This is a genomic window from Flavobacterium marginilacus, from assembly GCF_026870155.1.
Classification (GTDB): domain Bacteria; phylum Bacteroidota; class Bacteroidia; order Flavobacteriales; family Flavobacteriaceae; genus Flavobacterium; species Flavobacterium marginilacus.
Map to the genome: position 1 here is coordinate 4,758,810 of NZ_CP113975.1, position 23,007 is coordinate 4,781,816.

Genomic DNA, 23,007 nt, shown 5'->3' on the forward strand with positions numbered 1-23,007 from the left:
AAAAGCAAAAAATCGTGTCATCCAAGTGCCATTTCTCCAGTTTATGTCATTTAACATATCATAAAATAATATACACTAATTTTGGCACTTTGGAGTTATACTATTTATGCTAAAAAAAGTACTATTTTGGATTGTCATTTTATATTTTTCTGGACTTCAGGCTCAGGAAATAGACTCGGCGTACAGCACCAAAAAAATAGCTTTTACTACAGATACCATTCATTTGGAACAAGTGAGTATCAATCCTAGTTTTTTTAAAATTTTGGATCATAAAAACCAGATTGTCGACAGCACTTCCTACGAAGTCAACTTCCCAAAGGGCATTATTTTATTCAAAAACCGAAACATTCCCCCTACTGATTCCCTGACGGTTCATTATTTAAAACTGCCTGATTTCCTAACCAAGGAATATACCATTTACGACAGCAGTAAAATCATCGATAACAATGCCACTAATCAAAGTTTATACCGCATCGAAAACCCAACGTCTCCAAAAAACATTCCGTTTGACGGACTTATTACAGATGGCAGTCTTTCCAGAGGTGTTACTGTCGGCAATAATCAAAATGCAGTAGTCAATTCGAAACTGGACTTTAGGATTACGGGGAAACTATCGGATAAAGTGAGTATTCGTGCCTCCATTCAGGATACCAACATTCCGGTTCAGGAAGGAAGCTATTCCCAACGGCTGAACCAATATGACAATATCTTCATGGAACTTTTTACCGACAGCTGGAATGTTCGTGCGGGTGATGTTTTTATTGGCAACAACTACACTCGATTCCTTACTTTCAACAAGAAAATACAGGGATTATTGACAACCGTCAACTTTGGTAACGAAGACAAAAAGACAACTGTTTTTGCTTCGGGGGGACTCGTGACTGGAAATTACACCAGCAGTAATTTCAAAGGACAGGAAGGCAATCAGGGACCTTATAAATTGGTCGGAAAAAATGGTGAATTATATGTTTTGGTCATCATTGGTTCGGAAAGGGTCTATGTCAATGGCATTTTATTGAAGAGAGGTCAGGAGAACGATTATATTATTGATTACAATTCGGGGGAGATTGTCTTTACACCACAATTTCCTATTACTTCCGAAATGCGGATTGTAGTCGAATACCAATTTTCCGAAAACAATTACTCCCGATTTATCACTTATGACGGAGGCACTTTTACGGACAAAAAATGGAATTTTGGAGCCATCGTATATTCAGAAAGTGATTTGAAAAATCAGCCCGTTCAGCAAAATCTTTCACAAGACCAAGCTTTGATTTTGAAAGATGCTGGAGACAATACCCATTTGATGGTCGCTCCATCGGCTATTGTTGCCGACTATGACGAGAAAAAAATACAGTATAAAAAAAGCACACAAGGAACTGCTACAATCTATGCATATTCCACAAACCCAAATGACGAATTATATAATGTTACGTTTACTTTAGTCGGTCAAGCTAAAGGGAATTATATTTTAACCAACCCAACAAGTGTTGATAAAATATTTGAGTATACAGCTCCTGTCAACGGAGTTTTACAGGGAAATTATGAACCAGTCATTCAATTGATTGCACCATTGAAATCTCAGGTGGCTACTTTTTTTGGAAAATACAATCCTTCCGAAAAAACGGCTGTAGCATTTGAACTAGCAGTGAGCAACAATGACCAAAATTTATTTTCCTCCATAGACGACGCAAACAATCAGGGAATATCTGGCGAAATCAAAGCAAAACAACGTCTTTATTCCAAAAAATGGAACATTGATGCATTTGCTAATTTTCAAGCCGTTCAAGCCAATTTTAAGCCCGTAGAACGTATTAATAGCATTGAATTTTACCGCGATTGGAATGTCACTTCATCTGTAATAACTGGAAACCAAAGTCTGCTGGGAACTGGTTTTAATTTTAGTTTGGTTCCAAAAAAAGACTCTTCGACGGTAGCCAACATTACTTATGAATTTGAGAAATTAGCCCTTTCCAATACCTATTCGGGGATAAAAAACAATCTTAACACCAATTTTGAATTCAAAAAATGGAGCATAAAAAATGATGGGAGCTATCTAAAAAGTGATGACGTAGAAAACGCTTCCACTTTTTTGAGGAATCTTTCACAGTTTCGTTATCATAACAAAAAAAATTGGGTTGGAGGTTCTTTACACTTTGAGGACAATCAGGAAATCAACAAGGCAGCACAAAAATTCTCTTTGTTGAGCCAGCGCTTTTCGCAATACGGAATATACGCAGGACATGGTGACAGCACAAAGGTATATGTTCAGTTGGGCTACGCCAGAAGAATAAACGACAGTGTTCAAAACGGATTACTGCAGAGGGTGAACACTTCAAACAGTTATAATTTTCAATCCAAATTATTGAAGACAGAAACCCGTGATATTTCGATATTTATCAATTACAGACAATTGAATTATACCGATCCTGCCTTAAAAAACACGCCTTCGCTCAACTCCAGAATTACATATAACGATCAGTTTTTCAATAAATTGATTCAGAGCAACACCCGTTATGAAACCAATTCGGGAACAATGCCTTTTCAGGATTACACTTATGTTGAAGTTCCAGCCGGTCAGGGGAAATACACTTGGAATGATTACAACGGAAACGGAATCAAAGATTTAGAAGAATTCGAAATCGCTCCATTTTCGGATTTGGCAAAGTACACCCGAATATTTCTACCCAATCAAACTTATATCAAAACCAACCAAAACAGATTCTCACAATCATTTATCATCAACCCTATTATTTGGCAAAACAGTACCAATTACAAAAAAACCTTATCTCATTTTTACATGCAGACCTCCTTTATTATGGATCAAAAAGTCAAAAATGACGGAGATCATTTAGAACTCAATCCATTCGAATCCTCTACGGATGCTATTTTGGGACTCATAAAAACGTTTACGAATAGTTTGTCCTATAATCATGGAAAAAGAGAACATTCGGTTACGTATACTTTTACAAAAAATGAAACCCAGAATCTATTGTCCATTGGCACACTGAAAAATGAAAACAGTTTTCATCAATTGGAATACCTGCATTTACTAAAAAAAAGCTGGCTGTTTGATCTAATTGGTAAAACCATTCAAAACCAAACAGAGTCCCTCACCTTTGCCGAAAAAAACTATAACATCGAAGGTCATTCGTGGTTTCCAAAGATCAGCTACTTGTTTTCAGACAAAATCAGTTTGGATGTTTTTTATGAATACCTCAACAAGGAAAATAAAATTGGGAGTCTCGATACTTTAGAACAAAACCGATTTGGCACCGCATTCAGTTATACAGGCAGTTCGAAATTTAACATCAATAGTGAAATCTCATTGTATAAAAATGACTTTACCGGCAACGAATATTCATCGGCGGGATATCAAATGCTGGAAGGTCTGCAAAAAGGGCAAAACATTACATGGAGAACTTTATTCCAAGTAAACCTGACTAAATTTTTAGACTTGAATTTAATTTACCAAGGGCGAAAAAGTGAAACAAGCGACGTCATTCACACAGGAAGCGTTGAGTTAAGAGCTTATTTTTAAATGTTTTATCGTATATTAAAAATAAATTTGTAAATTTAGGTTCAATCTAAAAACCTATCGTTATGAAATTACAAATTCACAAAAAAACCACACTGTTAAGCTTGAGTAAAAAATTATTGGTATTAAGTTTCTTCTTTATTGCTACGAACACTTTCTATGGTCAAACTTCTAAAACCAAAGAAGAAGCAACTGTCGAAAAAAAAGCTAAAGAAACCAAGAAAAAAGCAGACAAAGCAACGAAAGACTCCAAAGAAACAGCCGATAAAGCCGTAAAGGAAACCAAGAAAAAAGCAGACAAAGCATCAAAAGACTCCAAAGCAACAGCCGATAAAGCCGTAAAGGAAACCAAAAAAACAGCAGACAAAGCAAGTAAGGATTCCAAAACTACAGCCGATAAAATGGCAAAAGAAACTAAAAAAACAGCAGACAAAGCAACGAAAGAAGCGAAAAAAGAAGCTGCAAAAACTTCGGATAAAACAAAATCGGCAGTCAAAACAGCTGATAAAGTAACTGGAGAATACAATGGCAAAAAAGTATACACCGGTCCTCAGGGAGGTAAATATTACATCAATTCAAACGGGAATAAAACTTATATAAAACAATAAATCTGTTTTTTTGAGTTCAACATAAGGCTTTCCGAAATCTGGAAAGCCTTTTTTATTTAATCGATTTCTCGCTAAAATTTGTTTCAGAATAAATCTCGCTGAGACGTGAAGGCACAAAGAAATAAATTCTAATCTTTGCAGCTTCGCGTCTCCTGCGAGAATGAATTAAGACCAAAAAATGCCCCACAGATAACACGGATTTAAATGGATTGACACAGATAAACCTAAACTGGCTTTAAAAAAATCAGCGATAATCCGTTTAAATTCGTGTCATCCGTGTCCAAAAAAACACAACACATTCACCCCAAAAAATAAACATGCCACTTATCGTTTAAAATAATCTTTTAGTAATACATTGCAAACATTAAAAAGCAGCACACCAAGTATCTTAGCCTTACAACTAAACCGTAAGACTTGCACATGAATTTGAACTCCGAAAATAAAACCATTTTAGTAGCGCCCTTAAACTGGGGACTAGGTCATGCTACCCGCTGCATCCCAATTATCAAAGCATTGCAGGAAAATAACTTCACACCCATAATTGCTTCTGATGGGATTGCTCTTGAGCTGCTTCGCAAAGAGTTTCCGTACCTAAAAACCCTCGAATTGCCTTCCTACCAAATCGAATATGCCAAAAACGGCAAAAACTTTAAATGGAAACTGATAAAAAGCTTACCCCGAATGCTCGAAGCCATCAGCGAAGAGAAAAAAATTGTAAAAAAATGGATTAAAAAACACCAAATCGACGGAATCATATCCGATAACCGACTCGGAGTTTACAGCAAAAAAATCCCGTCTGTCTTTATCACGCACCAGCTGAATGTCCTGACCGGAAACACCACTTGGCTTACCAGTAAAATACACCAGCATATCATAAAAAAATATACCGCCTGCTGGATTCCCGATGTCAATTCCGAATTAAATCTTACCGGAAAACTGGGACATTTAGAGAACAATTCGCTAACCCTAAACTATCTGGGTCCCTTGAGCCGAATGCACAAAATGGCATTACCCATCCAGTATGACCTGATGATTATTTTATCCGGACCCGAACCTCAGCGGGGATTATTGGAAGCCCACCTTACCGAAGAACTAAAACGTTACGAAGGAAAAGTCGTTTTCATAAAAGGAATCATCGAAGCCGAACAGAAGAAAGAACAGATAGGAAATGTAACCTACTATAATTTCATGAAAACCCGCCAGCTGGAACACACCTTCAACGAAAGCGAAAAAGTCCTCTGCCGATCCGGCTACACCACAATCATGGACTTGGTAAAACTGAACAAAAAAGCTTTTTTCATCCCCACTCCCGGACAATACGAGCAGGTTTATCTCGCCGAAAAACTTCAGAAGGAAGGTCTTGTTCCCTTTACCTGTCAAGAGCGTTTTAAAATCGAAGATATTTCAAAAATTGATCAGTATCAAGGACTGCCAAAATTAGAAAGCACCGTCAATTGGGAACAACTGTTCAGAGTCTTTTAAACTAAGTGCTATTAAAGTTTTTAGGAGCAGAAAGATTGGGCGTTTTCAGGAAGCATTAGTCCCGCTTTTCATTTCAATCTTGTTTGCCGAACACCGGCAAACAAGGATTTCCACTGCAATCCTACCGTGTGGACACAAATACAATTTCGTTATTTTTATCACTAAATAAAGATATAATATGCGAAGATATTTTACAGACATTGATGATTCTCGACTATTAAAAAGGAGTAATTTAATATTAGATAGTTTATTTCATAATTGTGTTCATTCGATACGTCAGCTTACACAAAGCGATTCAGAATGTAAAGCAGTTTATCGTTTCTTGCAGAACAAAAGAGTTTCAGAATCGAAATTAATTAAAAACATGTCAGCAAACTGCTGTTTTTCAGCTCAAGACAAAACAGTTTTATGTATACAGGACACAAGTGAGGTCAATTTATATAATCATAAAAACAGAGTTAAAAAAGACGAATTTATAGGATTGACTAATGCTGCAACAAAAGGAGGAATTGGATTTTTACTGCATCCTAGTTTCGTTATAGATGCTTATAGTTTTGTTCCGTATGGCTTTTCAGATGTAAAAATATGGAACAGGCCTTTAGAGAAACTTACAAAAAAGGAAAGGAATTATAATTTGCTTCCAATTGAAGAAAAGGAATCTTATAAATGGATAGAATCTTCCCAAAAATCCAAGGAAGTTTTAGAGAAATCAAAAAAAGTCATCATCATTCAGGATCGAGAAGGTGATATTTATGAGCAATTTGCAATGATTCCAGATCAAAAGACGGAATTATTGGTAAGAGCAAGAGCAAACAGAACGCTACTAAACAAGGTTAAATTGTTTAGTTTTATAGCCAATGAACCTCTTAAAGGGAAATATACGATAGAATTAGAAGGTGATAAAAGAAGAAATATAAACAAACGGGAAGCTACCTTAGAAGTTAGATTTTCTGAAGTAACTATCCAAAAAAATGATTTAGTTTCAAAGAATGCACCCAAAAGCCTTGATTTATATATCATCGAAGCAAAAGAAATTGGCGATAACATTGATAATCCAATATGCTGGAGATTACTAACAACCATTAAAGTCTTAGACCTAGACACAGCCTTAAAATGTATCGAATGGTATACTTGTAGATGGATTATAGAAGAGGTTTTTAGAATTCTAAAAAAGGAAGGATTTAATATAGAAGCAAGCGAATTAGGTTCTGCAAAATCTATTCGAAAATTGTCTTTAATGATGATGGAGACAATTGTCAAACTATTTTTAATGCAAATAGCATATAGTATTCCAGAGGAAGAAATAGAAGCGAGAAGTTGTTTTTCAGATCAAGAACTTGAATGTTTAGAATATCAAATGATAAAATTAGAAGGAAAAACAGAAAAATTAAAAAATCCTCATATCCAAAAGGATTTAAAAAGATATGTTTGGGTTATTGCAAGGCTTGGTGGATGGAAAGGATATGCAAGTGGGAGAAAACCAGGAATAACCACTTTCTCTATCGGAATACAGAAATTTGCTTCAATAATGGAGGGATGGCAATTGTTTTTAGATGTGTCCACACGGTAGACTGCAATCGGGGCTAAGGAGAGATTTTGTGTTTTATAGTTATTTTTTCAAAACTAATTTGGTTCAGAATATTTAGAATTGTTATGGCTGTCATTATTTCTTAACTAACTCTTTTTGAAATATTATTTTACGAATTATCAGAGTCGTATATTAATGTAACTTTTAATCTTTTTTAAAATTTTTCTCTTTCTTTTTATTTATATCATCTAATAATGACTTAAAACTCTTTTTTGAAGATTCACGGATAAGAAAATCTTCTTGAAAAAGTTCTTTATACGTTTCCTTAAAAATATCTGTTTCTCTAAAAACTTTAAAGAGTGGCCATTCTTGATACTCTTCTTTTCCAATCATTTCATCATTTGTTCCAATTTTCAACATCCATTTCTTTGAATCTTCATAATTCTCTTTTAGTACTGCAACCGCCAACTTAAATTCGTTACCGAGTGAAAAATCTTCAGAATCAAGAATTTTATCCGTAGTTTTTTTATCGTTGTCTAAATAATGTGCTAGTGCTTTATTAATAACAAAAGTTTTTCTCATCTCATCGTTTCCATTCTTTTTAATTTCTTCTGTTGCAAATTTCAACAACACTTTCGCAATGTCGTAATATCCATTATATATTAGGTCAAAACATATATTATTTAAGTTTTTATCAGCTTCAACTAATCTATGGGGTAAAAACTTTCTCCAGAGAACTTGACATAATTTCACTCCAATTTCAAAATTTGCCTTATATGCAGAGTCAAAATAATGAGGGTCTACATCGAGAACATCTCCAAAATTAATTTTATCACAATCTTTTACTTTATGTTTTTTGCAATTATCTATATATTGTTGCGATACTATACCGTTTGTGTGAACAAATAAATTTCTACGTTCAGCAACTTCAATAAAAGTAGGTAATATAGGTAGGTTTGTAGTAAGCGTAAATTCTTTCCCTGTTAGCTTTGTGATTCGTCTTTCCAGAATTTTAAATTGCTCATAATGACTCTCTCGTAATAACTTTTCTACGTCTTTTTCAATTACTTCAGCCTTTATCTCATTAATATCATTATACTTTAAAATGTCTTGAAAACTAAAATCTTTTTCTAATGAATAAGCTAATTCTGGTTTAACTTCAAATACTGCTCTATATAAATTTCCGAGGTACGCATCATATTGACTCACTAACGCAACTATCAAAGTTCTGGGAAGAATATCCATAGCAGTGGTTGCTATTTCATGGTCTGTATCTAAACGATTGAATAGATTAAATTGATCTAGAGGAATTTTAAAAGTTTTTTTACCGTCTTCGTCTTGACTAGTGTTTTTCTCAATAAATTTATTCAATTTGTTCTGACTCCCGCGAAGTTTCAATGAAAGCAATCCTAAGGTTAAGGGTAAAGTTTCAGCTAAAGCTTCTATTTCTAATATGTAATCGTCTATTGCTGATTCAAAAAACTCAAAGTCTTCTAATTGTTGCAATTCTATATTTTCGGATTGATGTTCTTCTATCATTTTTCAAATATGTTCTAAAAATTACGCATATATAAATCTGGCAAACACCTATATATCACTTTTCAAATATAAAAAATAATAATCACAAACCTACAAAATACAAGTTCCCTTTTATCATTCAGCACTTCGCGACTCTGCGCCTTGGCGAGCCTAATTTCACGCTAAAACACAAAGCCCACAATATTTAAAAACTCCAAAAAGTCAATAAAAAAGTCGGAACCACCACAGTAGATCCGACTTTTTAAAAATCCTTTAAATTCCAAAAAGAAAAATTATTCTCTAGGCAGTATATCATCTATTTTGTCATGCTTGATAATTTTGGCATTGACCATAAAATAAACATACTCAGCTATATTGGTACAATGTTCTGAAATACGTTCTAAATGTTTTAAAACAATTATTAAGTTCGTTCCAGAAACAACCGCCTTGGAATTCGTTTTCATTTCATTGATAATTTCATGAATAGTATCTTCTGATTTGTTTTTGATTTCTTTGCTCAAAACAAATATCTCTCCGATCGTGCTTTCCTGACGTGTTAAAAAATAATTATTCGTTTTGGCAGTAATCAGTTCTACCTGTTTGGTTATATCAGCAATAGAAAACTTCACAATCAAATCGTGTTTTTCTTTGATGTTTTTTGACTTTTTTACAATGCTAAGAGACAAATCACCTATGCGCTCAATTTCATTGCTAATCTGCATCGCCGACATAATAAAACGCAGATCCGAAGCTACAGGCTGCTGCAATGCAAAGATACTTTGACAGATTTCATCAATCTTAACATCCAGTTTATCAATTTTAGATTCCGTTTTTTTTATGATTTTTTCTTCTGCCACTCCTGGCTCCTGCAAAAGTATTTTAACGGCTTCACTCACTTGGTTTTCCGCCAATTGCCCGATTTTTTCAATAATGCCTTTTAATTTTCCTAATTCTATTTCGAAATGTGTTGTCATCTTTTTTTATTTAAAAGTTTAAAAATTGTTTACAAGTTTAAAAAAATTAAACGTTTAATAATCTAAGGGAAATTATACTAAGCAGCGAATCAACATCACTCCCCGCGAATTAAACGATTTAAAACCATATTAAACTAATTTTAAACAATTATCCAAATCTTCCCGTAATATAATCTTCGGTTTGTTTTTGGACAGGATTAGTAAATATCGCATTTGTTTTGCCCATTTCTATTAAATTCCCCATATAAAAGAAAGCAGTCTGGTCACTCGTTCTCGCAGCCTGCTGCATATTATGGGTAACAATAATGATGGTGTACTGTTCTTTTAGCTGATGAATCAGTTCCTCAATTTTTGAAGTCGAAATAGGATCTAATGCACTCGCTGGCTCATCCATCAAAATAATGTCCGGACTTACCGCCAATGTTCTTCCTATACACAAACGCTGCTGCTGACCGCCCGAAAGCCCGAGTGCCGAATCATCCAGACGGTCTTTCAGCTCATCCCAGATAGCTGCCTGACGCAGTGAAGTTTCTACGATTTCATCCAATTGCGCTTTATCTTTTATTCCGTTGATTCTAGGACCGTAAGCAATATTTTCATAAATGGATTTTGGAAAAGGATTCGATTTTTGAAAAACCATTCCAATCTTTTTGCGGATATTAACAACATCAACATTTTTATTATAAATATCAATTCCTTCCACAAGCATTTCTCCTTTAATAGAAACACTAGGAATCAAATCATTCATTCTGTTAATGCATCTCAAAAAAGTAGATTTCCCGCAGCCAGAAGGTCCAATCAAGGCAGTCACTTTATTGGCCGGAATTTCCATTGTGATTTCGTTAAGTGCTTTTTTTTCACCGTAGTACAGTGACAAATCATTAACTTTTATTTTTATGTCTTTCATATTTTATATCTAAAAGGATAATTTATTTTATGAGCAAATCATTATTTCGTTTTTCTTCTGATTCGTGCTCTAATGATAACTGCCACTATATTTAACGATAATGTCAAAATGAGCAATACCAAGGTTGTAGCAAACTGAATCGGCATTGTTTTCTCCACATCCGAAGACTGGGTTGACATGATATAAATATGATATCCAAGATTCATAAACTGATCGCTCAAAGAACCTGGCAGTGTAGCAAGATAATAAGCAGCTCCAGTAAACAGAATTGGAGCAACTTCACCCGCTCCCCTGCTCACAGCAAGAATAGTTCCGGTCATAATACCAGATACTGATTCGGGCAGAATTACTTTGCGGATTGTCTGCCATTTGGTTGCTCCAAGTGCCAGACTTGCTTCTCTCATTTCTCTCGGAATCGTTTTTAGAGCTTCTTCGACAGAAACAATAATAACCGGCAGCGTCAATAAAGACATTGTTAAGCTTGCCCAAAGAATATTAGGCTGTCCCCAGCGCAGCTGTCCGTCATTGAGAACGGTATCTGCACCTGCCCCAATAAACTGTATAAAAAATCCAAGTCCAAAAAGACCAAATATTATAGAAGGCACAACAGCCAAGGTACGTACTGAGAATCGCACCGCTGCAGCAAATTTGGAATTTTCACTGGCATATTCTGTCAAATAAAGTGCTGTAATAGTACCAAAAGGAACTGCTGCAATAGACATTACTATAACCAAAATAAAAGTTCCGATTAAGGCTGGAAAAATTCCTCCTTCGGTCATACCATTGGTTGGAAAAGAAGAAATAAATTCCCAGGAAAATTTGGTACGCCCTTGGTGTACTATAATTCCTAATATTATAAAAAGGATAGCAACAATAAGGATTACAGCCAATTGGGTTATCCCAATGAAAAATTTTCCTTTTGTTTCCGAAACACTTTTTTTACTGGAAAAAAAATGATTTTCTGTTTGATTTACAACTGTATCCATAACTATTTACCTTGGAATTTTTTCAATAATTTACCTTTCACATAAAACTCCGCTACTGCATTTAATGCAAATGAGAAGATAAAAAGCAATGAGCCTATAAAAAACAACACACTGTAATGCGTTTCTCCAAAAACCGTTTCGGCCATTTCAGAACCGATGGTTGCCGCAAACGTACGTACGCTTTCAAAAGGATTGGCAGAAACTAAAGCCGCATTTCCAGTGGCCATCAGCGCAATCATGGTTTCTCCAAAAACCCTTCCTATACCTAATAATAATGCTGCAAAAATCCCTGGAGTTGCCGCTGGAAGAATCACAAAAAATGCAGTCTGCCATTTACTGGCTCCCAAAGCTAAACTTGCTTCGGTATACGTTTTTGGTACAGCTGCCAGCGCATCTTCGGAAATTGTATAAATAATCGGAATTGCCGCCAAAGCCATAGCTACTCCTCCAATAAAAGCATTCAGTCTGGAATCGTATCCAAAAACATCCTGAAAGAAACTTGCCAATACCATCAAAGCAAAAAAACCAATAACTACTGACGGGAAAGCAGCCAGCATTTCGATAATAGGTTTAATTATTTCTTTAACCCTTTTGGAAGCAAAACAGGAAGTATACAAGGCTGCCAAAACGGCCAATGGACCAGCAATAAGCATTGCGATAATAGTTACTTTCAGAGTTCCAATTAACAATCCGAACAAACCAAATCTAGGATTATCAGAAACTGGCACCCATTCTGTAGTAAAAAATGTACTCCATGTTTTGTCTGCTCCTTCTTGATTTTGTGAAACTATTTCAGCCTTTTCATCTGTTGGAGAAACTGATAAATCTTCCTTTGGAGCATCTCCGTACGATTCCGGCTTTAACTCTTCATTGGAAACAGATTCTGTACCATAGGTTTCTGGTTTTAATTCAGCTTCTGGCTCAGCACCGTAGGATTCCGGCTTCAGCTCTTCTGTTGTTTCAGCCCCGTAGGACTCTGGTTTCAATTCGGCAGCCGCTGCTCCGTAAGATTCTGGTTTATTAGCTGCAGCTTCAGTTACTGTTTTAGAATCTGCCGAAGAAAATAATGGCAATGATTCTTTGAAGACAAAAATGAAGATTAAAAAGATAACTGCTATAGATAGAAAAGCAACTGATGAAATAATTTTTTCAGCAAGAAACTCAGAAATCCTGAATTGTTTCTTTAGGCTTTCTTCTGTAAAAATCTTTGTTTTTGGGGATAATTGGGAATCCATTTTATTTATTTAGGAATTCATATGTAGATACTGTCTGCATTTGTTTAAGATCAATTAAGGTTACTTTCATTTAGCATTCAGCAGACATAAATATCCCTCATTCTGTAATATTTGAAGTGAGGGATATTTTACTTTTTATTATTTTAAAGGATAATATCCAACATCAGCAATAAGCCCCTGCCCTTCAGGACTCAAAATCCAATCGATGAAAGCTTTAGCCTCTCCTGTTGGTTTTGATTTCAAATACATATACAAATATCTTGAAATTGGATAGGTATGGTTTTTAATTGTAGCTGCAGTTGGCAGAATACCTGCGCTCTTATCGTCTTTCTTCACAGCACAGTCTTTTACTCCTTCAGCATATGCTGCACCGCCATATCCAATAGAATATTTATCTTTTTTCACAGCATTTACAATCGCTGCAGTTCCAGGCAGAGTTTGGCACGATGGAGAAAAATCTGTTTTAACTACATTGTCTTTGAAGAAACCAAAAGTCCCTGAACTGCTTTCTCTTCCGTATAATTTAATTGGAGCATCAGGACCGCCAACTTCATTCCAGTTCGTAATTTTACCAGCAAAAATCTGACCAATCTGCTTCAATGTAAGCGATGCAACTGGATTTGCTTTATTCAGATAAACAGACAAACCATCTTTGGCACAAGGAATTTCAACTCCCATTGTATTGTATCTCGCTTTTAATTTTTCAATTTCAGATGCCTTGATAGGACGGCTTGAATTAGCAATATCTGTTGATCCGTTAATTAATGCCGCAAGACCTACTCCAGATCCGCCTCCTGTTACCTGAATAGAAGCTCCTGGATTTTTTTTCATATATACCTCTGCCCATTTTTGAGATAAAATAACCATTGTATCTGAACCTTTTACTGTCACTTTATTTACTGTAGTAAATGAAAATCCAATAGTCATTACCACTACTAAAAGGACTGCTATTTTAAATTTAGTTGTATTCATTTTTAAATGTCTTTTTAATTTTCGACAAAAGTAAAACCGCAACGTTAAGCCTATGTTAAGTAAGCATTATTCAATCTTTACTATTTAACCATTTTTACAATAATTTTACAATAAATAAAAAGTAACATAACCATAAAAAGATTACTAACACTGAATATCAGCAATATATAAGAAATAACACAGATAAAAACTAAAAAAAGGCTGTTTCACAAATTGCAAAACAGCCTTGTTTTATATAAAAAATCACCCCGAATATTACACTAAAATTGTTCTAAAAGTTAACCTGAAATCTCAAAGTTGCAGTATTATTTCGAACATCGTCATTATATATGCCGCCAATAGCAGCACTCGTTTCGTTGATCGGCATTGTATATCCTAAACCAATTTTTGTATTGGTTGTAAAAAAGTAATGAAAAGCGAATCCCCAAGTATGTACTTTCAGATCATTTATAACAGTCACGTCGTTTCCAGACAATTTGCTGTTTGGATCAAATGAATCGTAACGGATTCCCCCTTGGAATTTTGTTCCAAAGTTTTTCTCTAAAGTTACATAATAACCAAAAAAGTCTCTTTCACCGCTAAAATTAAATGAAGGGTTATTATTCACGATAGCACTTCCTGCAGTACCCGAAATAATCCCGGTATTAAACTCCGATTTTAAAGCAATCCCTCCTAAAATATCATAATACAATTGAAGCTCTCCTCCAAACCATTGTTTTCTCAATTTATCTCCAACTGCTGCTGTAAATGGTTTATTATCTGTATCGCTATAGGTTCCTGCAGCAAAAACGGTATTTTTTCCATAAAAACCACTTGCTCCAAAATCAATTCCTAAACCTGCGTTAGGAAACTTTAAAGAATATGTTGCCCTTGCAACAATGTCTTTTTCACTGTCAACATCTGCAACCTGATTAGCAATTGGACCTTCACCAAAGTTCCCATTGAATGCAGCGATTTGAATTTTTAAAGGAATTTCATATTGAGTAATGAAATTCGCTTCAATTTTTGCTCCCAAATCTCTTTCCTGCGGATACAAAATACCCGACATTCTGCTTCTTTCTAAAATGATTCTGTCTCTTGAAGAAAACTCAACCTCATAATCCGGGCGGTTAAATTGTCCAACCCATAACTGAAAAGTATTAATCCAGGTATCATTCAATTGAACGTACGCATCTTTTAGTGTTACTGCGCTGAAAGTAAAATTTGGCTGTAACACAAATGTCACTCCTTCCATAGGCTGGTAGGTGAATTTAACTCTGGCTCTTCTAATAACAAAAGAATTACTTACATCAACTGTATTGGTTGTTAATGGCACATTTGTTTCTGAAGTTCCTGGCTTTAACTGAAATGGACCTCCTGAAGCTGGCACATTTTGATAATTATACATATCATACTGAACCTGCATGTATCCTGACATTCTCAGTTTAGACATTTTGTCAACCTGCTCCTGCAATGGAGATAATTGTTCATTTAAAGCATCAAATTTTAATTGATGTGCATTAATTGACTGCTGCAGGGAGTCAATGCTGATAGGTTTAATAGATTTAACGGAGTCATTTTCTACTTCTTGAGCATTAACCATACCAAATCCAGACAACATTAATGCAACTATAACTTTTTTCATTTCTTTCTAATAAGAATGTTAATTTTGCCGCAAAGGTGATGCTGCAATGTTAAGTTAAAGTTAACACAATGTTATTTACATGATAATTTAATGTTAATGAGGGTTTTCTTAAGTAAACTAAAAATATTTTCCCTGCTTAAAATTCAGTTATATATTTGTATTTCAGTGTTTTAAATATTTGTTTTAATTTATTCTTAGATTACTAAATCTTTAAATTTGATTTCTTTTTTAAACCTAATTGATCCGTAATAAATGTCTTTTCAAGCGTAAATGAAAAATCAGACCCTATTCCAAACTCACTTTCGACGTAAATTTTTTCTTTATGCGCCTCAATAATATGTTTTACTATAGAAAGTCCTAATCCTGAACCTCCTTCAGTCCGCGAACCGCTTTTGTCTACTCTGTAAAACCGTTCAAAAAGGCGCGGAATATTTTGTGCTTCTATTCCTTCTCCGTTGTCAGAAATGCGTACCAAAACTTTTTTATTGGTTAAATTAACAATAGAAACTTCTGTCAGGCCGCCTTCTTTACCGTATTTAATGGAATTTACAATTAAATTTTCAACCACCTGCTGAATCTTGTCCTTGTCACCGTTTACAAAAATGGGCTGCAGATGATCATTTTCAAAAGATAAAGTGACATTCTTTTTATCGGCTTTCATTTCCAACAAATCAAAAACATTCTGAATCAGTTTAACAATATCAAATTTTGTAAATTCAAGATTCAGATCTCCCGATTCTAATTTGGTAATCATATCCAGATCTTCAACGATATAAATCAATCGTTCAACACCTTTTTCGGCACGTTTCAAATATTTTTTTCTGATGGATTTATCTTCCATCGCACCGTCAATGAGTGTTGACAGATAACCCTGAACTGTAAACAGCGGTGTTTTTAGCTCATGAGAAACATTTCCTAAAAACTCTCTTCGATATTCCTCACGTATCTGCAGCATTTCTATTTCCAGCTTTTTATCCGTTGCAAATTTCTTAACCTCTCTAGTAAGAGTTTCCATATCGGTAGTGATCGGCTTATTGATAAAAGTGCTGGATTCTAATAATGATACATCATCGTATATTTTTTTTACTCTGCGGTAGATAAAACGCTCAACTCGATACTGAAGTACAAAAAAAGAAAACACATATACAAAAAACAGGCTGATAAAACCGAACAGGAGCATTTTGCTAAATGAAGGCCTATACAGTATTGAAGACAGGATCATGCAAAATCCAGAGACAAACAAACTGATATACAATGCTGATTTTATAGCAAACTTGTAACTTTTTTTGAAACTAATATTCATTATTGATTTTGTGCGCGCATTATGGTTATTGAAAAGATTTTTAACTAAGATTCAAAGCTTCTAAGTTAAAAAAGTTTTATTACCTTTTCAAAACGTCAATATATTGATTATTGATATTCGGGATGATTAATTATTTTACAAAATTTATGTATCGCTGATAAAATCAGATGATTTAAAATTTATGAGCTAAAAAACTAAACTTCAAATTTATACCCTACCCCTTTAATGGTTTTAAACAGATCATCACCTATTTTTTCGCGAAGCTTTCTAATGTGAACATCAATAGTTCTTCCTCCAACTACAACATCATTACCCCATACCTTATCAAGAATCTCTTCTCTTTTAAATACTTTTCCAGGTTTAGATGCTAATAAATAGAATAATTCAAACTCTTTTCTTGGTAAAGCAATTTCAAAATTATCCTTAACTATTTTATATTCCTCACGGTTAATTTCGATACCGCCTACATTTAGCGTTTCACTGCTTTGATCCTGCTCTTTTAATCTTCTTAACAAAGCCTTTACCTTACTGACCAATAATTTGGGCTTTATCGGTTTGGTAATATAATCATCGGCACCGGCATCAAATCCTGCCACTTGAGAGTAATCCTCATTTCGTGCTGTCAGGAATGTAATGATAACATTATTCAGTTCAGGAATTTTTCTAATATTTTCACAAGCCTCCATGCCGTCCATTTCGGGCATCATTACATCCATTATAATAAGACTTGGAATTTCTTTTCTAGCTTTCTCAACGGCTTCTTTACCATTAGCAGCTGTTACAATCTGATATCCTTCCTGCGCTAAATTATAGCCAACAATTTCTAAAACATCTGGTTCATCATCAACCAGAAGAATCTTTGTATTTCTTTTCTTCATAATTCAATAACAATAAATCAAGCTTTTTTTATTGTACAAACCTCGTTATTAGCATACAATCACTTTTTACTGCAATGTAAAAGTACTAATAAACTGCAAGTATCAATACAAAAAAAGCTGACTTAACCTTAATTTAATATGGTAACAATTTCATAAAGATTCTGACATTGATTGATAACCCGTGCTTAACACAAAGACTATAATCCTGCCATTTATTTGCAGAAAATTAAATACTACTTAAAATGAAATTAAAATTTCTATTGTTTACACTATTTATCTGTGTTATTGGTTTTGCACAAAATACTGGAACCATAACAGGTGTTTTATTAGACAAAGATTCGAACAATCAGCCGTTACCTTTTGCAAATGTTGTAATAAAAGGAACAAAAATTGGTGTTAATACTGATGCTGAAGGAAAATATACAATTAAAACTGCTCCGGGAAATTACATAGTTCAATTCAGCTTTTTGGGTTATGAATCTGTAGAATCTCCTGTTACTGTTGCTGCAAACCAAACGGTTACATTAGATAGTTCTCTGGGATCTGGAAGTTACAAACTAAAAGACGTAGTAATCAAAACCAGTACCGGCGGAAGAGAAAAAGAAACCGCTTTATTATTGGAACAAAAAAATGCAATTGAAATGAAACAAGTTATTGGTGCTCAAGAGCTATCAAGAAAAGGAGTTTCTGATGCAGCTGCAGCAGTTGTAAAAACTTCGGGTGTAGCAAAATCTGAAGGAGTAAATAACGTTTTTGTACGTGGACTAGGTGATCGTTATAATTCAACTTCCCTAAACGGTTTACCCCTTCCTTCTGAAGATCCTTTATACAAAAATATTTCTTTGGATTTCTTTCAATCAAACATTATTAAAAACATCAACATTAACAAAACATTTGGGGCTAATCTAAGTGGTGATAATTCTGGAGCAAATATTGATATTTCTTCAAAAGAATTAAATGAATCAAAATTACTAATTGTTTCTGCTGGTGGAGGATTTAACACTAACGCTGCTTCAGCGAAAAACTTTTCTGTAGCCGATGGAGCATACAACTATTTTGGATTTCTTAAAAATGGAAGAAACCTACCAATTACTGATTTAACTCAATACACATTTAATTCAAGTTTGAAAACAAACAGTGTTTCAACACCAATTAACGAAAACTTTAACATTGTTGCAGGCGGAAAATTCAATGTGGGAAAAAACAATAATACACTTTCGCTTTTTGGAGTAGCAAGCAATACGAATGACTATACTTATAAAACAGGTTTCGTAGGGCAAGCTACAAATACAGGTGATTACCAACAAAGAATGAACATGGAGCGTGCTGATTACAAAACCACGCAAACAATACTTGGGAATGTAAAATATAAGTATCAAAAAGGATATATTTCTGCAAACTCACTCTTCATACATAATAATTCACAATATGTTGGAAAATATTTAGGATATCATAAAGACATCAATGATAATCTTGGGGCTGAATCTGCTGAAAACTCACTAATAGTACGTCAGCAAAACAACAACAACATCATGCTTTCTAACCAATTATTGTCGGAATATAAATTTAATGATAAAATCAGCATTAATGCAGGAGCTGTTTACAGTACTGTTCGCGGAACTGAACCAGACCGAAAAACAAATGCATATGCAAAGAACACATCTGGAAACTACATCCTAAGTTCAAATTCACCTGGAGACAACAATCGTTATTTTTCTACATTGGACGAAAATGACTTTGGTGCAAACGCTGAAGCTGTTTACAAAATTAATCCAAATGCAGATAAACAAATACAAATTGTCTTTGGCGGGAATTATAGAAAAACAGACCGTACCTTCAATTTTACTGAAATAGATTTCCAACAAGGCGGCTTAGCTATCGATCCTAACAATCCAGATGCAGTACTGAATCAAGCAAATCTTAATGCTGGTGCATTCAATCTTATTACTTTATGGAACAATTCTAACTTAAACCCAATGTATTACATTGGTAATCGTAATATCGCAGCAGGTTACGCACAAGTAGTTTACCCTGTTAACGAAAAACTTACGTTGCAGCTTGGTTTAAGAAACGAAAATATAAAACAAACAATTAACTGGGACACCAACATTACCAGTACAGTAACAGATTTAACTACGGCACCATCAATTATCGATAAAAAATATGTATTACCAAGTGCAAACCTAAAATACAGTTTTAACGAGAAAAACACAATACGTATTTCTGCAAGTAAAACATACACAATGCCACAGTTTAAAGAAATGGCAAACTTCCTGTACAGCGATGTAAACTTTAACGAACGTGGAAATCCTTATTTAACTCCTTCTACAGTATATAATGGAGATATTAAATATGATTACTACCTATCTAAAAAAGAAATTATTTCGGTAGGAGCTTACTACAAATTTATACAGGATCCAATCTTAAGAATGATTATGAATACACCTGGACTTGATTATTCTTATGTTAACACTAACAAAGCTTATGTTGCAGGTGCTGAAATTGAAGTACGCAAAACATTATATAGTATTGAAAGTGAAAAACATAAAAACGAATTCAATTTCGGATTAAATGCTTCATATTTATATAGTAAAGAAGATCAAACGGATGTAACAACCGGTCTTGTATCTGCCACTTTTACCCATAATACAGGTAAAATGCAAGGAGCAGCACCATTACTAGTAAATTCAGACATCAGCTTTAGCACAGATTCAGAAAACACTACCTTTTTATCTACCTTGGTGTTTAATTATTTCTATGATAAAGTATATTCAGTAGGAACAACAGGTCGTGAAAATCTTATTGAAAGAGCAGTTCCAACGTTAGATTTCATTAATCGCTTTGAATTTAAAAAAAGTAAAATGACCTTAAGCCTTGGTGCTCGTAACATACTTAATCCAAAATTCAGACTTACACAGCAAGCTACATCTAACATAACTGGCTTAACTCAAGATGTACTAATCAGCAGCTATCGCAAAGGAGCAATTATTTCGATGGGACTTAACTGGCAATTATAATTTAAAAATCAATTTAAATAACAAATCGCTGTTTTACTGATAGAAAACAACAGCATAGAGTAAGGAAAATAATTTCAATATTAGTTCGCAAACAAATTTGAATTGAACTAAAACACATACACATTTGTCAAGCTAATAGTTTATTAATTAAAAAAAAATCTATAATACAAACAACGAAGTTTATTGAAGCTTTATAAAAATTACAATATCATAACCAGCCTTTAACCCCTTAATAACATTAGGTAAATATATTTGCAAAGGATTTAAAAAACGATTCAAAAAACAAAAAATGAAAAAAATGAAAAAATTTCTTATGCTTGCTATTGCAGCATCAATAGTAGCTTCTTGTAGTAGCGACGACAACGGTTCTGATACTAATACTGAAACAAAAGACGGATACATATCATCACTAAAAGATCCTGATTATGATGTATCAAACCTAAAAGGAAAAATAAATGCAGATATTACACTACCTGCTGGAAACTATACGCTAACAGGTCGTTTAATTGTAGTTGATGGTGCAACACTAACGGTTAGCCCAGGTGCTAAATTTATTGCAACTGCTACTGCAGGAACTGCAGCAACAAGTATCTCTGTAGAAGTATTACGCGGAGGTAAAATTAATGCTGTAGGTACTATTGCTGCTCCAATCGTTTTCACTTCTGCAAACAAAAAACCAGGTGACTGGATGGGTGTTTTCCTTTGTGGAAAAGCAACACTTGTAAATGCTGCTACAGGAACACGTGACGGGTCATTCACTCAAACAACAGAACTAGGAGACGAGCTTTACGGTGGTAATGATGATGCTGATTCATCAGGACGTTTAGAGTATGTAGAAATTGGTTACGCTGGTGCTCGTGTTAACGCTACAAAAGAAGGTAACAACCTTTCACTTTATGCACAAGGTACAGGAACTGTTCTTAAAAATCTTTACTTACACGATGGTTCTGATGATAATATCGAATTCTTCGGAGGTCGTGTAAATGTTGAAAATGCACTTGTTGTAAACTCTGCTGATGACACTTTTGACTGGTGTTTAGGTTGGAGTGGTACAGCTAAAAACATTATTGAGGTGCGTGAAGCAGGATTTACTGACATCACTAATGGTTCTGGAATGATGGAAGGTGACGGTGGATTTGCTGACCTTGCTTCTACTCCAGCTATAACAACTAACTTATCTAACCCTACATTCACTAACCTTTCTGTAGGTGTGTATAATGCAAATGGAGTTGATTCAGGCTCTACAAGCGGTGCAGCTTATGCACTTCGTGCTGGTTTTACTTACCGTACGGGCTGTAAAATTACTATACAAAATGCAAAAGTAATTTGGGGTACTGTAGCTGCTAACCCAGTAAATGGATTAATTAAATTCAACGACGGTACAGGACCAGCTCTTGCTGCAAATGTTAACATAAGCATGAACTATAATGGAGTTGATTTCAGAACAATAGCAGGTGTAACTACATCTCCTGACAGCCCAAATCCTGGTGCTAACTACAACTTAAATGGTGCGTATCCAGCATATTTAATTGGTGACTTCCAAAAACTAGTTTTCAATGCAACTACTAATACAGGTGCTGATAAATCAGTTTTCGCTTGGACAAATTACGACTTCGCGACTAAAGCTCCTGGTCTATTTTAATAAGTTCTTAAAACAATATTTAGCATTAAATCCTTCGGAAATATTTTCGAAGGATTTTTTGTTTAGTATAATGCTAAAAAAATATTCTCTTAAAGCGTTCATTAATACATAATAAATTCAAATACTTATAAATTTAAGATGTTTTTTGGCGTAATTTTTGAAATCTTTAGTTTACTTGCTACAATGAATTATCTAACGAAAACAAACTAATTTAACTAGACCTTTATTATCAAAAACGACAACTGAATCAGGAGCTTCATTAACAGCTGGAGCATGGACTACAGTTGACGGGGTTAGTTTAATAAAATAAACTTCAGTTAAAAAAACATTAAAAACATCCTAATTCAATAGGATGTTTTTTTTGTATTAAACTTTTTTATATCTTTACTGTAACAAACTCAAGCTGATGGTAAAAAACTACTTTTATATTACTCTCTTAGTGGCTATTTTTTTTACAACTGGTGCTCAGGCACAAGATAATAAACAGCCGAAAACACAAGAAGATTCTTCAATTGAAGGGTTAAGTTTGTACCCAAATCCTGTGTCTGCCGGTAAAGTTTATATTACTTCTAAGAAAGACTCAGAAAAAGAGATCATCATCTTTGATGTTTTAGGAAAAAAAGTACTGCAGACTACAATTAGCACTAAAGAACTAAATATCTCAAATTTATCCCCTGGGATTTATATCATAAAAATAACAGAAGAAGGTTCAACTAGCAGCAGAAAACTAATAGTACAGTAATTCTTCACAATACAGCAGCAAAAGTTCCATTTTTATGTGGAACTTTTTTTTTG

Annotated in this window: 16 protein-coding genes and 1 pseudogene; 8 read left to right on the top strand and 9 right to left on the bottom strand. The window is 34.3% G+C overall.

Annotated features, from left to right (window positions below):
* Positions 1 to 106: 106 nt before the first annotated feature.
* The 5 genes and pseudogenes from OZP07_RS19870 to OZP07_RS19885 all read left to right on the top strand — a co-directional run bounded on the left by OZP07_RS19870 (position 107) and on the right by OZP07_RS19885 (position 7,198).
* Complete coding sequence (locus tag OZP07_RS19870; RefSeq protein ID WP_281636461.1) at positions 107 to 3,541, top strand: DUF8818 domain-containing protein; 3,435 nt, start codon at positions 107 to 109, stop codon at positions 3,539 to 3,541.
* A 62-nt stretch (positions 3,542 to 3,603) separates the two neighbouring features.
* Positions 3,604 to 4,146 (top strand): hypothetical protein, encoded by a 543-nt coding sequence (locus OZP07_RS19875; RefSeq protein ID WP_281636462.1) that lies wholly within the window; start codon positions 3,604 to 3,606, stop codon positions 4,144 to 4,146.
* Positions 4,147 to 4,566: 420 nt separating this feature from the next.
* Positions 4,567 to 5,628 carry a glycosyltransferase family protein gene (locus OZP07_RS19880; protein ID WP_281636463.1) on the top strand — a complete coding sequence of 354 codons (1,062 nt, stop codon included), beginning with the start codon at positions 4,567 to 4,569 and terminating at the stop codon, positions 5,626 to 5,628.
* Positions 5,629 to 5,806: 178 nt separating this feature from the next.
* Positions 5,807 to 5,908: pseudogene (locus OZP07_RS22290) on the top strand (hypothetical protein); the annotation flags it as partial.
* An 84-nt stretch (positions 5,909 to 5,992) separates the two neighbouring features.
* A complete protein-coding gene (locus OZP07_RS19885) occupies positions 5,993 to 7,198 on the top strand; it encodes an IS4 family transposase (RefSeq protein ID WP_281636464.1) in 1,206 nt (401 codons plus the stop codon).
* A 162-nt stretch (positions 7,199 to 7,360) separates the two neighbouring features.
* Here OZP07_RS19885 and OZP07_RS19890 read toward each other — a convergent pair whose 3' ends face one another.
* From OZP07_RS19890 to OZP07_RS19930, 9 genes are all read right to left on the bottom strand, one after another.
* Complete coding sequence (locus OZP07_RS19890) at positions 7,361 to 8,695, bottom strand: hypothetical protein (protein ID WP_281636465.1); 1,335 nt, start codon at positions 8,693 to 8,695, stop codon at positions 7,361 to 7,363.
* A gap of 272 nt (positions 8,696 to 8,967) precedes the next feature.
* Positions 8,968 to 9,648, bottom strand: coding sequence for a phosphate signaling complex protein PhoU (gene phoU, locus OZP07_RS19895; RefSeq protein WP_281636466.1), 681 nt, complete (start codon positions 9,646 to 9,648; stop codon positions 8,968 to 8,970).
* 148 nt (positions 9,649 to 9,796) lie between these two features.
* Entirely contained in the window at positions 9,797 to 10,555 is a 759-nt protein-coding gene (gene pstB, locus OZP07_RS19900) for a phosphate ABC transporter ATP-binding protein PstB (RefSeq protein ID WP_194641534.1), read from the bottom strand.
* A 41-nt stretch (positions 10,556 to 10,596) separates the two neighbouring features.
* Positions 10,597 to 11,541, bottom strand: a complete 945-nt coding sequence (gene pstA, locus OZP07_RS19905) for a phosphate ABC transporter permease PstA (RefSeq protein WP_281636467.1) — start codon at positions 11,539 to 11,541, stop codon at positions 10,597 to 10,599.
* Between the two features lie 2 nt (positions 11,542 to 11,543).
* Positions 11,544 to 12,776, bottom strand: coding sequence for a phosphate ABC transporter permease subunit PstC (gene pstC, locus OZP07_RS19910; protein ID WP_281636468.1), 1,233 nt, complete (start codon positions 12,774 to 12,776; stop codon positions 11,544 to 11,546).
* Between the two features lie 138 nt (positions 12,777 to 12,914).
* Complete coding sequence (locus tag OZP07_RS19915) at positions 12,915 to 13,748, bottom strand: phosphate ABC transporter substrate-binding protein (protein WP_281636469.1); 834 nt, start codon at positions 13,746 to 13,748, stop codon at positions 12,915 to 12,917.
* A 271-nt stretch (positions 13,749 to 14,019) separates the two neighbouring features.
* The gene (locus OZP07_RS19920; protein ID WP_194641529.1) at positions 14,020 to 15,372 is read right to left on the bottom strand and encodes a porin family protein; all 1,353 of its coding nucleotides are present in this window, start codon (positions 15,370 to 15,372) and stop codon (positions 14,020 to 14,022) included.
* A gap of 202 nt (positions 15,373 to 15,574) precedes the next feature.
* Positions 15,575 to 16,675, bottom strand: coding sequence for a sensor histidine kinase (locus OZP07_RS19925; RefSeq protein ID WP_281636470.1), 1,101 nt, complete (start codon positions 16,673 to 16,675; stop codon positions 15,575 to 15,577).
* A 194-nt stretch (positions 16,676 to 16,869) separates the two neighbouring features.
* On the bottom strand, positions 16,870 to 17,553 hold the full coding sequence (locus OZP07_RS19930; RefSeq protein WP_194641527.1) for a response regulator transcription factor: 684 nt from the start codon (positions 17,551 to 17,553) through the stop codon (positions 16,870 to 16,872).
* A gap of 242 nt (positions 17,554 to 17,795) precedes the next feature.
* Between OZP07_RS19930 and OZP07_RS19935 the strand changes: the two genes are divergently transcribed.
* The 3 genes from OZP07_RS19935 to OZP07_RS19945 all read left to right on the top strand — a co-directional run bounded on the left by OZP07_RS19935 (position 17,796) and on the right by OZP07_RS19945 (position 22,954).
* A complete protein-coding gene (locus OZP07_RS19935) occupies positions 17,796 to 20,570 on the top strand; it encodes a TonB-dependent receptor (RefSeq protein WP_281636471.1) in 2,775 nt (924 codons plus the stop codon).
* A gap of 298 nt (positions 20,571 to 20,868) precedes the next feature.
* Complete coding sequence (locus OZP07_RS19940) at positions 20,869 to 22,212, top strand: hypothetical protein (protein WP_281636472.1); 1,344 nt, start codon at positions 20,869 to 20,871, stop codon at positions 22,210 to 22,212.
* Positions 22,213 to 22,618: 406 nt separating this feature from the next.
* Entirely contained in the window at positions 22,619 to 22,954 is a 336-nt protein-coding gene (locus OZP07_RS19945; protein WP_281636473.1) for a T9SS type A sorting domain-containing protein, read from the top strand.
* Positions 22,955 to 23,007: the final 53 nt, after the last annotated feature.